Origin of the sequence: Paenibacillus tundrae (assembly GCF_036884255.1) — a bacterium.
Classification (GTDB): Bacteria; Bacillota; Bacilli; order Paenibacillales; family Paenibacillaceae; genus Paenibacillus.
Genome location: NZ_CP145605.1, coordinates 3623855 through 3637473, shown reverse-complemented (window position 1 = coordinate 3637473; position 13619 = coordinate 3623855). Strand labels below are relative to the sequence as shown.

Genomic DNA, 13619 nt, shown 5'->3' with positions numbered 1-13619 from the left:
ATAACGAACGATGATTCTAGATCAAGAAGCATGATGATCATAACTCAACAAGAAACGATGTAATGCATAAGGAGAATTGCTTATAACAGCAGTTCTCTTTTTTTAAATTCATTCATAATTCGTTTGTTCATATTCAGTTCATATTCCCGTCATGAAGGGGACATCTTGTTTGCTTATACTTGGTGTGTAGGTTCAAAATACCTTTTGAATCCATTGTTTACATAATGTTGCCATGGCGGCATGACAGATATAAGGACAGGAGAAGATGAACGTGGCAGAAACGGTAGAGAGTAATGTTGGAACAAAGGGACGGAAGAAACGGAAATTATGGTTGAAAATCATTGGAGGAATCGTTGGAGCGTTTGTACTATTCTTAGGTATTACGTTTATCGTAAATGTAATCAGTACCAATATGGAGAAAGATAACATTGAATCCTATGGTCAATATGTTGAAGTTGATGGGAAGAAAATGAATGTTTCTATTCAAGGCAGCGGTGAACAAACGATTGTACTCTTGCCCGGTCAAGGAACTCCATCCCCTGTGCTAGATTTCAAATTGTTGATTGATGAATTAACACCGAGTTACAAAGTGGTGGCGATTGAGCCCTTTGGTTATGGATTGAGTGATGAAACCGAGAAGGAGCGGACGACAGCGAATATCGTCAGTGAAATTCATGAGGCAGTGCAACAGCTCGGTATTGACCGTTATGTGTTGATGGGGCATTCGATCACAGGACTCTACGGGGTTACTTATGTGAACAATTATCCGGATGAGGTGCTTGCTTTTATTGGTATCGATAGCAGTGTACCGAATCAACCTGGTATGGATGTCAAATTGCCATTGAAATCGATGCAGTTCCTTCAAACATCAGGGATAATGAGATTAATCAAAAAAGTAAGCGGGGATTCCTATAAATCGCTTGCATTCGATGAACATACCAAGGAGCAGATGAATCTAATCTCGAATCAAGTCTCGAGTAATGATACAATGATGGACGAGCTCAAGCATCTAGGTTCTAATTTCAAAAATAGCGAAAAACTCACCTATCCGCGTGATCTACCCGTGCTACTCTTTGTGCAATCCAATAACGAGCACAATCCACAGTGGATTCCGCTACATGAGGAACAGGTGAAACAATCTGCACAGGGCAAAATGATTCCGATGGAAGGTTCTCATTACCTGCATCATACGAAATTCAAAGAGATCGCTGCGGAGTTCAAAGCGTATATGAAAGAGATTCAACTATAATTAATATGTGGAAGTCAGAACTATAGCAATCTGACCGTTAATCGTAGGTATGCGATTAGCGGTTTCTTTATTTTCGCCTGATATCTGAGTAGCTCAACAACTTAGTTCATATTGCGTTCATATTGTATTCATAGAGAGGACAACTTCGTTCGGTAGAATAGTTTAGAGACTTACAAGACAAGTTGCACAGATATATAGAGGAGTTGATGAGTTTGAAACCAACCATAGTGAAGGAAGGAAGAAAGCGCAGTAAAACGAAGAGAGTGCTACATATTTTACTTAAAATATTCGCTGCGATCCTTATAGCCATATTACTGTTTATCGCTGGTGTGTATACGTATAATCAAATCGCTAGTCATTCAGAACAAAAAAGAATTGAGCCTTATGGTCAATATGTGTCTGTAGATGGAAAACAGATGAATGTGCTCATTCAAGGGGAAGGCGAGGAGACAGTAGTCATCCTGCCTGGTTACGGCAATGCGGCACCTGGACTTGATTTTGAGCCATTGCTATCAGAATTAACCCCTTATTATAAAGTAGTTGTGGTGGAGCCTTTTGGTTACGGATTGAGTGATCAAACCGATAAAGAACGTTCCACGGAACAGATTGTAAGTGAAATTCATCAAGCCTTACAGAGTCTCCAGATTGATCGTTATATGCTGATGGCTCACTCCATTTCTGGATTGTACAGTTTGGATTATGTGAACCAATATCCTGAGGAAGTGAGCGCATATATCGGGCTTGATAGCAGTGTTCCAACACTGAGCGAACAGAAAATTGATTCATCCGTGACTCAGCAGATTAAATGGTTCCGTAATTTGGGCTTTCCCCGCATCCAATTGATGCTGAGCGATGACCCGTATGATGAACTGCCTTATGATGAAGTGACGAAAGAACAATTGCAAATATTAAGACAAGAAAATATGTATAACACGACGCAATTAAATGAAGCTGTGAGTATGTATTCGAATTTCCAATCAGCAGCGCAATTATCTTTTCCACCCAATCTCCCTGTCCAGTTCTTTGTTCAGGCCAAGCATCCGGTAACGCCTGAATGGGCACCCGAACACGAGAAGCAACTAGCGAATTCTGTTCATGCAGAGATGGTTTTACTGGAGGCAGATCATTATCTATATCGAACCCATGCCAAAGAAATCGCTGAAAAAGTAAGAGAGTTTACTGGAGCATTAACTACGCAATGAATCTAGTGAATGTGGAATATGTTGAACCCAGTTGAATAGGCAACAAATAGGAACGGACGGCTCGCATATCTTCACTTGCGGCTCGTTCGTTCTTTGCATTTAAAATTAATGATTGTAATTTTGATAGGTTCAACTTTAAAATATAACGATGTGTATCAATTTATTTAAAAATATAGATGAAGTGGAGACTCTAGGAATCATGACAAAAAGAAAGCAATGGAATGTGATTGGTCTAGCTCTATTATTGGGCGTATTTTCAACGTTAGGACCATTTACAATCGATATGTATTTACCGGCATTTCCTGAAATTGCAGCGATGTTCAATACTAATGCATCGCTGGTTCAGTTCAGTCTTACAGCTTGTTTATTGGGATTAGGTATGGGTCAGCTCGTTGTGGGGCCAATCAGTGATGCTCATGGCAGACGTAAACCTTTGCTAATCTCTATGGTTGCTTATATCATCTGCTCCTTAGCGTGTGCGTACTCGCCTAATATTGGTATGTTAATCTTGTTCCGTTTCACACAAGGATTTGCAGCTTCCGCAGGGATCGTTATTTCTCGCGCTATTGCTCGTGACTTGTATAGTGGCCATGAATTAACTAAATTTTTCTCTCTACTGTTGCTTGTAGGAAATCTCGGCCCTTTGGCAGCTCCAATTGCAGGTAGTGGGGTGCTTACGTTCACATCGTGGCCGGGTGTGTTTATTTCCCTCGCGATCCTAGGCGTTTTCTTGTACATTATGACGCAATGGCGTCTTAAAGAAACGAATCCTCCTGAAAAGCGCGTCGCGCCGAATTTTAAACTTCAACTTCGTGGTTATGGTACAATGCTCCGTGATCGAAAGTTTGTTGGTTACATGCTGGCACAGGGCATTATGACTGCGGGTGTATTCGCTTATGTGGCAGGTACACCGTTTATTTACCAGAATATATACGGCGTAAGTCCGACGGTATTCTCCATATTGTTTGCATCTAATGGAATTAGCTTAATCATTGGCTCGCAGATTGTGGGACGCATGTCACACCGCATTCCTGAGCAGACGCTCCTGTTATCCGGACTGTGGCTTGCGCTCATATCGAGTGTTGTCGTTGTAGTGGTAACGATTGCTCAAGGGCCACTGTTTGCTCTGGTTCTTCCATTGTTCTTCTTCGTATGTTCAATTGGTATTACGTCAACTGCCGCATTTCCACTCGCTATGGAAAGTCAATCCAAAATGGCTGGTAGTGCAGCAGCGCTTCTAGGTGTCGTACCTTTTGTATTAGGAGCTTTGGTTGCTCCAATCGTTGGTATTGCGGGAGAGGACACGGCTGTTCCGCTCGGACTTACTTTGTTAGGAACGAGTATTGTCGCGGTCGTTACTTATTTTTTACTCGTGGCTAAGAAAGATCAGAACTCCGCTCAGACGCATTAAGCGTTGTGCGTTATATTATATGAACACTGAACGATAAATCGATTTAGAAAATGGATATGTAATTATGCGGATAAATGAATCAATGATAAGTGAAGGGTTGATTCTTTATCCGCACATATTTAATGGAAGTTAAAAACATAGACTGATCCATAAACTCGATACACTACCTCTAACCATCTCACTACATAGGAAAGAGTATGCTTTTCATTTAAACTGATTTCCCACGAACATTCGTTTTACTAAGAGCTTAATTCGGAAGACCCTAGGCATCTATTTTACGAATACGCTCCAATCGTTTGTACAGACATTTCCCTCCTAATCGACTAGTTGTACAGTGCAATATGTAACGCAGTTGAATCATAGGGTCTTTTCTGCTGTTCGATTATTGTCTTTACTTACATATGGAATGAGGCGTATAATCCGTTCAGACATCATAGAGAGAAAAGAGGAATTCATACATTATGAACAACGGGTTGGTTAACGCTATAATCGCGTATATCATGTGGGGAGTTCTCCCGCTTTATTGGAAGTTATTTAATCATGTGCCGGCAGGTGAGATTCTGTCGCATCGGGTAGTCTGGTCATTTGTCTTCATGGGCATTCTGGTCGCGATCCAGCGTCGCTGGGGTGAGATGAAACGAATTCTGGCTAATCGGACACAACTGCTAGCCCTCACCGCCAGTGGATTGTTGATCGCTGCCAACTGGCTAATCTTCATCTGGGCAGTCAACAACGGGCATGTTGTCGAGACTAGCCTTGGTTATTATTTGAACCCGCTACTAAATGTATTGTTAGCGGTAATGTTCCTACGTGAGAAGCCCAATCGGGGTCAATGGCTTGCCATTGCTATTGCTGGGATAGCAGTGCTTATCATTGCAATCGACTACGGACGGTTCCCTTGGGTCGCGATCTCACTTGCTGTATCCTTTGGCTTATACGGTCTAGCGAAGAAGAAGATTGCACAGGATGCTTCGGTAGGCTTGCTGTCAGAGACAGCGGTAGTTCTACCCATTGCACTTGGTTACTGGATCTACCTGGGGATTGTAGGGAAAACGACGGCTTGGACGCTGCCGACACCGATGTTCCTTGAATTACTTCTTTCTGGGGTAGTAACGGCGTTGCCGTTGTTGTTCTTCGCCCGGGCAGCTGCACGGTTGTCACTATCTACACTTGGATTCGTACAATATATTGGCCCAACGATCATGCTGGTACTCAGCGTATTTGTGTTCAAAGAATCCGTATCGCCGGTTCTACTTGTTGGTTTCGGATTCATCTGGATTGCACTTATCGTTTATGCTACGGCATCGATTCGTGCCACGAAACTTGCTAAGGCAAGTTAAGACGAATTGCACGTTAACATCTCATGGCTCACTCCGCCTAGTCAGCGAAGTGAGTCATTTTTTGTTGTTATCAACTAAATTGAGAAATAAACAGTCAACCATGTCGTTCTTTTAATCGGAGCGGCTTTTTTGATTAGCGTCATATTTATGATCCATCTAGAAAAACAACGATTTGGTCAATAAATGTCTGTGGTTTCGATATTATGTTGAGCGTTGAATGGTGTTATTCTATTTGCACTAAACGTTATAAGTCGAATTTTACTATTTCAAAAAAAACAGGGAGTGCACAGATGTTAGATCATGCTCAGAATGCTCAGTTGTTATTGTGTAAGGAGCAAGAGGCTAAATATCGGTTTGATGAGCTTAGACAACAAGATATCTGTCAGTTAGGCGAATACTTGAAGGAAATAAGCATGAAACAGGATAAGCCGATGGCCGTTGAAGCTGCCTTAGGCAACTTTGTTGTGTTTAGGTTCTACCCGGAAGGCAGAGGGGTGTATGAAGAGACTTGGATTTCTGGGAAGCGAAATACGGTCATGGCATTTGGAATTAGCAGTAAACATGCCATGTTGAAGATGATTGATAAGGGATTGAAGCCAGGACAATCCTTTTCCGACTTAGATCCAGGCAGATTTGTTCTGAGCGGTGGTGGTTTCCCTTTGAAACTGAAGAACGGGTTATTAGTGGGCTCCCTATGTGTATCAGGTCTTCATGATGATGTAGATCACAACCTTGTAATAGAAGCATTAGACCGATATTTTCAACAAATGAAATAAAAGTATAGGAGTGAGCAGATGACCAACCTCCAGAAAATGAAAACAGCCGTTATAGGATATGGGCAAATAAGTGGAATATATTTGGAAAATATGATCAATCAATTCGAAATCTTGGATGTCGTCAGTTGTGGCGGAACCGACATTCAGAAGGCTGAAGAGAAGGCAAGCTCTTATGGGATAAAAGGGATGCATATGGATGAGATTTTACAGGACCCGGAGATTGAGATGGTTGTTAATCTAACCCCTGCAACAGCTCATTATGGGATTATTAAGCAGGCATTAGAAGCAGGCAAGCATGTCTATACAGAGAAAATTGTGACCCCGAGTCTAGCGGAAGCCCTCGAATTAAAGGCACTTGCCGAGAGACAAAACCTGAGACTCGGATGTGCCCCAGATACATTCCTCGGAGCTGCGATCCAAACGGCTCGTCATGTGATTGATCATGGTGGGATTGGCAAAGTGATGACATGTCATGCCGCAGTTAACCGCGATATGGGCTTCTTATATGAACCAGGAGCTTTTACAACGAAGCCTGGCGGTGGTATCGGTTTTGATGTAGGCATCTACTATATCACAGCACTCCTAAGTATTCTTGGCCCAGTTGAAAAGGTAAGCGGATTCGCTGATAATATGCAATCAACATATGTTGTTGAGAACCCATCATCACCTCATTTTGGTGAAACCTTGGAGACCCAGAACGAGAATATCATGATTGCAAGCATGAGATATAAGAATGGTGTGTATGGAACAGTGAATTTTAATGCCAATACCATATGGCCGCAAGTCCCTGTCTTAACGATCTACGGAACAGAGGGTATATTGTATCTGCCTGATCCAGATCGATTCGGAGGCAAAGTTCTGTTACAGAAGAAAGGAATGTCAGAGCCCATCGAGATTCCACACATGTACGGATACAGTGAGAATTCCAGAGGTCTTGGTGTCGCAGAAATGGCATGGGCTATCAGGCAGGGAAGACCCCATCGGGCAAGTATGGATATGGCTTGTCACGCCGTTGAAATTTTGAATGGTATCGTTCAATCTTCGGAGACAGGTGTGACCCAGACGATGGAAACGGAATTCGAGCGGTTGCCAGGATTGCCAGAGGGCTATCTCGATCATTATTTGGGGAGAAGCCAAGAGGCTGCTTTAATGTGATCTTCCCCTCTAATCTATCTTAATTCACACATGAAAGGAGAGAAGTAGATGAACGTGTTAAGTATTGCTCATGCTGGAATGAAGGTAAAAGATATGGAAAGATCACTGCAATTTTATTGTGATGGATTAGGATTTAAACGTAAATTCACATTGTATCGAGATGAAGAACAATCCCAGCCATGGATTGAGTATCTTGAATTCGGAGACAAACAGTTTGTAGAACTGTTCTATAGCTATGAGGAGAGAAAAGAACGTCCTAATCTGAAAGCGTACTATGCGATGTATCATCTTGCACTAGTCGTTGACGATATTCATGAAGCTGCTCAGCAATTCAGAGCCAAAGGCATTCCCCTTAAAAGCGAGCCTTTACTAGGACCTGATCACACGTGGCAGTTATGGATTGTGGATCCCGATGGAAATGAGCTAGAGATTATGCAATATACGGAGAAGTCATTTCAGTTGGTTGGTACATAAGCAATGGATAAGAGCCAATCACTGTAAATTAGTTGGTGCTTCATATCATAGCTTCATCATTATGAGTCAGATTAAAGGAGAAGTTGCCTGTGTTTTGGGGATGGAAAAAGAAAAACAATGTAAACGAAGTGTTGGTTGGTGCACCTATTATCGGAAAGATCGTTCCGCTAGAGCAAGTAGAAGACGAAGCGTTTGCTACCAGATCGATGGGTGACGGTGTCGCAATTCTACCGAGTGAGGGGAAGGTATTCGCGCCATTTGACGGGACTGTGGCTTATATAATGGATAAGAGCAAGCATGCCATGCTGCTTGAGCACAAGTCAGGCGTCCAGATGTTGATACATGTCGGAATGAATACGGTTTCTCTTAAGGGAAAAGGATTTACATTACATGTGGCTACCGGAGCAAAAATTAAAAAGGGTCAGCTATTGCTTGAGTTTGATATCGAACAAATTCAGCAAGAAGGCATTTCAATAATAACTCCGATCGTAGTATCTGTCGGGCAAGATTCGGTTAAACAAGTCGATATTCTACTAGAAAGTGATCAAGAAACACAGTTGAGCAGTGAGTTACTGCGTATCCAACTGTAAGCATACGAAAAAACAACGAATGTCTGCCATTCGTTGTTTTTTTCGTTCAAGTTCAATCTAAGCTTGATATTCAAACCAATCAAAATAGGCTGAGGATTCGGATGTTTTGCCGTTTCCAGTTGCATAGAGACCGAAATAGACACCAGTGAATCCGCCAGTAACCTCAGTGGATAACAAGCTGGTTTCTGCATGTCCTAGTAGTGTGGATTGCTTATCATGAGGCGCGCGATACGAGAATGTATATTGTGCTTTTGTAGCCTGGATCTCTAAGACAATCTCTTTTCCAACATATTCTTGCATCGCTGCGACCATACAGATGGAACCTGCTCTTGTTCGAAGCAGGACGGAGCGCTTACCATTCACATGTGCGAGCGCCAATTCGTAATGATGCTTTTCATTCATATACACGGTAAGTCCAGCTTCTTCATTCGCTTGCGGGTCAAACTCAAGTAGCGTAGATACAGTGCAATCAAAATGCTTTTGGCGACAACCAATAAATGCCGATGAATCTATATCATTCAATGTTTGCGGAGAGCCGTTTAATGTTAACCAACCTGGACGATACGTAAGTGACCAATCTGAAGAATCGGGATTACGCAGGAAGTTCCATCGATAACTTAATTCGGGTGTAGTAAAATGGTCGAGTGGTTCAAGAACTTGGAGTTGTTCTGTGGCAAAAGCAGGACCCGTCATGTTGGCTTGGAGCTGCCCATCTATTCCGATTATTGGCCAACCATCCTCAGACCAGGTTACTGGAGCCAGCATAGTCTCTCTCCCCAAATGATGTCTTCTTGAAATCGGGCGAATACCCAGCAGAACAGCCCACCAGCTCCCGTCATGAGCCTGGATCAGATCGGCATGACCTGTAGCCTGAATCGGATGTCCAGTGCTGCGATGGCTTAACACCGGATTGGTAGGGGCACTCTCGTAAGGCCCAAATGGAGTATCGCTACGTGCAACGGTAACCATATGCCCATACTCTGTGCCCCCCTCGGAGATCATCAAATAGTATTGATCATGGATATGGTAAAGGTGAGGGCCTTCCGGGGATTTCCCACCGGTTCCTCGCCATATGAGTTGACGAGCCGACAATAACTTTCCTGTCTGTAGGTTGATTTCTGCTTGGTAAATACCTGGTTCCTCATTAGTAAAGGCATTGGTTCCCGTAATATACACACGTCCATCTCCATCAAACAATAGAGAGGGATCTATGCCCTGCCAATCTAACCAAATGGGTTCAGACCATGGTCCTGAAGGATCGCTTGCATGGACATAGAAATTCCGAAAGCCATCATCACCTTTACCTGACACTAGTGTCGTAACCATATAAAAGGTTCCTTCGTGATAACGAATCGTTGGGGCAAAAATGCCCATCGAGCTTTCGAGATTCGAGAGATTCAACTGCTCTGGACGAGTTAAGCAATAACCAATCTGTTGCCAATTCACCAAGTCTCGACTATGAAAAATAGGCACACCGGGAAAGTAATGAAACGAACTGTTCACTAAATAATAATCTTCGCCTACGCTACAAATGCTGGGATCAGGATAGAAACCTGAAATAACGGGATTGTTAAATTTCATATATGTTCTCCTAGAATTAAATTGAATATCACCTAGAATAACTGAAATGGCTTAAATAAAATACAGTGAAATGGTCAATGAAATCATGTGATTTGGTTATTATTCCGATCGCGCTATATCGATACAATCAAACATATTAACAGTTTTGATATTGAGAAGTAGGGGGAAGCAACATGGCAGATAAACAAAATGTAAGGGATTACAGCACCCTTGCCAAAACGATATATGATGGGGTAGGTGGAGAAGAGAATATACAGTCCTTGACTCACTGCATGACCAGACTTCGTTTTGTACTTAGAGATGAAAGCGTGGCCGAAACAGAGAAATTGAAGAAGACCGAAGGTGTACTAAACGTATTGCAGTCTGGAGGACAATATCAGGTTATTGTGGGGACGCATGTAGAGCATGTATTTAATGCTGTGGAGAATGTTAGGGGTTCGAAGGGAGAAGCTGCACCTCGTCAGAACGAGAATAATGAAAAGAGCGAGCAACCGGAACAAAACGAGAAAAAAGGATTGTCTCTATTACTAGATACAATCTCAAGCATATTCCTACCGATTATGGCAGGTATGATGGGTGCCGGTATCCTCAAAGGAATACTTGTTATGTGCACCACCTTGGGTTGGATGTCAGCAGAGAGTGGTACGTATGCCGTTCTGTATGCTGCTGCCGATGCATTCTTTTATTTCCTTCCAGTGATATTGGCGGTTACTTCTGCTAAAAAATTCGGAGCTAACCAATCGGTCGCATTGGCGATTGCAGGTGCATTCCTGTATCCAAACTTAGTAGCTCTACAAGCGGCAGGCAGCTCCATTTCTTTCATAGGTATTCCAGTCAAACTCATTAACTATGGATCATCCGTTATTCCAGTGATAGCGGCGGTATATATCTTATCTAAGCTAGAGAAGTTTTTGAACAAAATTATGCCTCAGTTAGTTAAAGGTATTTTCGTGCCTGTACTGTGTATTGCCATTATGGTACCGGCTTCATTGATAGTTATTGGGCCATTAACAAGTCTGCTAGGCGATTCGGTGGCAGCCGGATACACAGCATTATATGAATTTATGCCAGCTGTGGCAGGTCTGATCTTGGCTGTATTATGGCCAATCCTAGTGATTTTCGGCGCACACTGGGGACTCGTGCCAATTGTTATGAACAACTTTGCAGTCTATGGCTACGATACGTTGCTTCCGGTTACAATCGGTACCAACTTTGCAATGGGTGGAGCGGCTCTCGCTGTATTCTTGAAAACGAAGAATAGAACATTGAAGGAATTTGCAGGATCATCTTCATTCTCAGCGATCGTCGGAGGCGTAACCGAACCTGCCATCTATGGCGTCAATCTGAAGTACAAAAAACCTTTCTATATTGCTTGCGCTAGCATTGGACTAGGAGGCATTATTGTAGGTCTGGCTTCTGCCCAGTATCCTGCGATGTTCACGGTATCAGCGTTGACCCTTCCGGCTATCGCTGTCCTGAAAGGTGGCATCTCCATGCTGATTGCCGCAATCGTTGGCTTTGTTGGAGCATTCGCTGGAACATACCTCTTTGGCTACAACGACCGGATGCTTGATGAAAACTAAAGATATGGGGAACACAAAAAAATGGATAATACGCAATTACTGAATTTATTGAATACACTGACCATAGAAGAAAAGATAGGACAACTTATTCAGCTTTCCGGAGACTTCTTCAATGCAGGAGCAATGGCAGTGGGGCCGATGGAGAAGCTGGGAATCACGCAAGAGATGGTTCAACTGACTGGGTCTGTACTCAATGTATTAGGGGCAGAGAAGGTTACTACCATACAACGCGATTATATGGAAAAAAGTCGTCACAAGATCCCTTTATTATTTATGGCTGATATCGTATATGGTTACAAAACGGTTTTTCCCATCCCACTGGCATTAGGGAGTAGTTGGAATCCTGAGCTTGTGAAAGGGTGTAATCGCCTTACAGCAAAGGAAGCATGCGCAGCAGGTGCGCATGTAACCTTTGCGCCAATGGTAGATGTGGTTCGTGATGCAAGATGGGGACGGAGCATGGAGTCTACTGGAGAAGATACTTATTTGAATAGTGTATTTGCCAAGGCCATGGTTGAAGGATTCCAAGGTGATTTTACACCTGGCGAGAGCTTAGCTTCCTGTGTGAAGCATTATGCTGCGTATGGGGCTCCTGAAGGTGGACGTGACTATAACACAGTGGATATGTCCGAAAGAAGGCTCCGTGAAGAGTATCTACCGCCATATAAAGCCGCGGTAGATGCAGGCTGTGAATTGGTTATGACCTCCTTTAACACCGTTGACGAGATTCCAGCTACCGCGAATCAATGGTTAATGGACGAAGTGTTACGCCAGGAATGGGGCTTCGATAGGGTTTTGATCACAGATTATGCAGCCATATCTGAACTCATTGCCCATGGTGTAGCGGAGAACGAGAAGCACGCTGCCAGACTAGCGATGGAGGCTAGCGTGGATATTGATATGAAGACATCCTGTTATGCTAATCAGCTTAAGCCTTTGCTGGAGGACGGAGCAATTAGTCAGCAGAAGCTAGATGAAGCTGTACTTCGTGTATTAAAATTGAAAAATAAGCTAGGATTGTTCGAGGATCCTTTCAGAGGTGCCAGCATAGCGAAAGAACAAGAGCTGAAGGAAAGTTATGAAAGCAAAAGCTTGTCCAGAAAAGCAGCAACCGAATCTCTTGTCTTGCTTCAGAATTCGAAGAACACATTACCACTCACTAAAGCAACTAAAGTGGCTCTAATTGGGCCGTATGCGAATAGTCAGGAATTAAATGGATTATGGGCCGTGTATGGAGACAAAAGTCAGGTCATTACGGTGAAAAAGGCTTTTGAAGAAATCATGCCTTCAGATTGCTTCAAGTATACACAAGGATGTGCCGTACTAGAGAGTTTGGATGGACTTGGTGATTTTGGTTTCTTTGCTTCCGAAGCGAATGCACTGAATACCGACGAGGCTAGAGAAGCGGAAAAAAACAAGGCTATCGAACTTACAAAATGGGCTGATGTTGTCATTTTTGCGATGGGAGAACATACCTTGCAAAGCGGTGAGGCGGGAAGCAGAACGGATCTAACTTTACCTAAAATTCAAACCGATTTTATCAATGAAGTGCTGCCATGGGTTAAACGTTCCGTACTTCTGCTCTTCAATGGCAGACCTTTAGTGCTCACGGACATCAAAGATCGAGTAGATGCGATACTGGAATGCTGGTTCCCGGGTACAGAAGGCGGACATGCTATTGTAGATTTGGTCATGGGGCATGTGAATCCATCGGGCCGATTAACGATGAGTTTTCCCTATACCGTAGGTCAGGTTCCAGTCTATTACAACGGATTTAACACGGGAAGACCGCCAAAAGGCTCTACACACAGCCTTCGCTTTACTTCGCGTTATTTGGACAGTCCGAATGAACCGTTATATCCTTTTGGGTTCGGCTTGTCATACCACGTTGCGGAGTACACTAACTTGAAGCTAAGTCATACGAATATGCGAGCCGATCAAGAAATTGAAGCTACGATTGAGGTTCACAACACGAGTGATGTTGAAGGAGAAGAAGTGGTTCAGCTCTACATTCGTGATCTTGTAGGAAGTGTCGTGCGACCGGTCAAGGAATTGCGAGGCTTTCAGAAGATTCATCTGCTCCCTGGTGAGACCAAACAGATCAGCTTTATAATCACAGAAGAACTGCTGAAATTCCATACCAAGAGTATGAGGTATGAGGCAGAACCGGGTTATTTTGAAGTTTATATTGGAAATAGCTCGGACAGTGACATGTGTGCTCAATTTCAATTAGAATAGAGGCAATCTGAAGAAGCAGG

Annotated in this window: 11 protein-coding genes; 10 read left to right on the top strand and 1 reads right to left on the bottom strand. The window is 43.1% G+C overall.

The features are described from left to right. Nucleotides 1–265 precede the first annotated feature (265 nt). The 8 genes from V6W81_RS16270 to V6W81_RS16235 all read left to right on the top strand — a co-directional run bounded on the left by V6W81_RS16270 (nt 266) and on the right by V6W81_RS16235 (nt 8197). Nucleotides 266–1249, top strand: coding sequence for an alpha/beta hydrolase (locus V6W81_RS16270; protein ID WP_430700882.1), 984 nt, complete (start codon nt 266–268; stop codon nt 1247–1249). Nucleotides 1250–1455: 206 nt separating this feature from the next. Then, a complete protein-coding gene (locus V6W81_RS16265; RefSeq protein WP_430700881.1) occupies nt 1456–2451 on the top strand; it encodes an alpha/beta fold hydrolase in 996 nt (331 codons plus the stop codon). A 199-nt stretch (nt 2452–2650) separates the two neighbouring features. Then, nucleotides 2651–3862: a multidrug effflux MFS transporter gene (locus V6W81_RS16260; RefSeq protein WP_056690678.1), complete on the top strand. Its 1212-nt coding sequence runs from the start codon at nt 2651–2653 to the stop codon at nt 3860–3862. Nucleotides 3863–4323: 461 nt separating this feature from the next. After that, the gene (gene rarD, locus V6W81_RS16255) at nt 4324–5202 is read left to right on the top strand and encodes an EamA family transporter RarD (RefSeq protein WP_338539743.1); all 879 of its coding nucleotides are present in this window, start codon (nt 4324–4326) and stop codon (nt 5200–5202) included. 290 nt (nt 5203–5492) lie between these two features. Beyond that, nucleotides 5493–5978, top strand: coding sequence for a heme-binding protein (locus tag V6W81_RS16250; protein WP_338539742.1), 486 nt, complete (start codon nt 5493–5495; stop codon nt 5976–5978). A gap of 18 nt (nt 5979–5996) precedes the next feature. Next, entirely contained in the window at nt 5997–7133 is a 1137-nt protein-coding gene (locus tag V6W81_RS16245; RefSeq protein ID WP_338539741.1) for a Gfo/Idh/MocA family protein, read from the top strand. Nucleotides 7134–7181: 48 nt separating this feature from the next. Further along, nucleotides 7182–7607, top strand: a complete 426-nt coding sequence (locus tag V6W81_RS16240; RefSeq protein ID WP_338539740.1) for a VOC family protein — start codon at nt 7182–7184, stop codon at nt 7605–7607. Between the two features lie 89 nt (nt 7608–7696). Beyond that, on the top strand, nt 7697–8197 hold the full coding sequence (locus V6W81_RS16235; RefSeq protein ID WP_260985433.1) for a PTS sugar transporter subunit IIA: 501 nt from the start codon (nt 7697–7699) through the stop codon (nt 8195–8197). Nucleotides 8198–8254: 57 nt separating this feature from the next. Here the strand turns inward: V6W81_RS16235 and V6W81_RS16230 are convergent, their stop codons facing one another. Continuing rightward, nucleotides 8255–9778, bottom strand: a complete 1524-nt coding sequence (locus V6W81_RS16230; RefSeq protein WP_338539739.1) for a glycoside hydrolase family 43 protein — start codon at nt 9776–9778, stop codon at nt 8255–8257. Nucleotides 9779–9951: 173 nt separating this feature from the next. Between V6W81_RS16230 and V6W81_RS16225 the strand changes: the two genes are divergently transcribed. Both V6W81_RS16225 and bglX read left to right on the top strand, forming a co-directional pair. Further along, the gene (locus V6W81_RS16225; protein WP_145048921.1) at nt 9952–11361 is read left to right on the top strand and encodes a PTS transporter subunit EIIC; all 1410 of its coding nucleotides are present in this window, start codon (nt 9952–9954) and stop codon (nt 11359–11361) included. Nucleotides 11362–11382: 21 nt separating this feature from the next. Next, entirely contained in the window at nt 11383–13599 is a 2217-nt protein-coding gene (gene bglX, locus V6W81_RS16220; RefSeq protein WP_338539738.1) for a beta-glucosidase BglX, read from the top strand. Nucleotides 13600–13619 lie beyond the last annotated feature (20 nt).

Coding starts and splice junctions, on each gene's coding strand:
- V6W81_RS16230 (WP_338539739.1), bottom strand. CDS start 9,778: ATGAAATTTAACAATCCCGTTATTTCAGGTTTCTATCCTGATCCCAGC.
- V6W81_RS16225 (WP_145048921.1), top strand. CDS start 9,952: ATGGCAGATAAACAAAATGTAAGGGATTACAGCACCCTTGCCAAAACG.
- V6W81_RS16260 (WP_056690678.1), top strand. CDS start 2,651: ATGACAAAAAGAAAGCAATGGAATGTGATTGGTCTAGCTCTATTATTG.
- V6W81_RS16245 (WP_338539741.1), top strand. CDS start 5,997: ATGACCAACCTCCAGAAAATGAAAACAGCCGTTATAGGATATGGGCAA.
- rarD (WP_338539743.1), top strand. CDS start 4,324: ATGAACAACGGGTTGGTTAACGCTATAATCGCGTATATCATGTGGGGA.
- V6W81_RS16265 (WP_430700881.1), top strand. CDS start 1,456: ATGAGTTTGAAACCAACCATAGTGAAGGAAGGAAGAAAGCGCAGTAAA.
- bglX (WP_338539738.1), top strand. CDS start 11,383: ATGGATAATACGCAATTACTGAATTTATTGAATACACTGACCATAGAA.
- V6W81_RS16240 (WP_338539740.1), top strand. CDS start 7,182: ATGAACGTGTTAAGTATTGCTCATGCTGGAATGAAGGTAAAAGATATG.
- V6W81_RS16250 (WP_338539742.1), top strand. CDS start 5,493: ATGTTAGATCATGCTCAGAATGCTCAGTTGTTATTGTGTAAGGAGCAA.
- V6W81_RS16270 (WP_430700882.1), top strand. CDS start 266: ATGAACGTGGCAGAAACGGTAGAGAGTAATGTTGGAACAAAGGGACGG.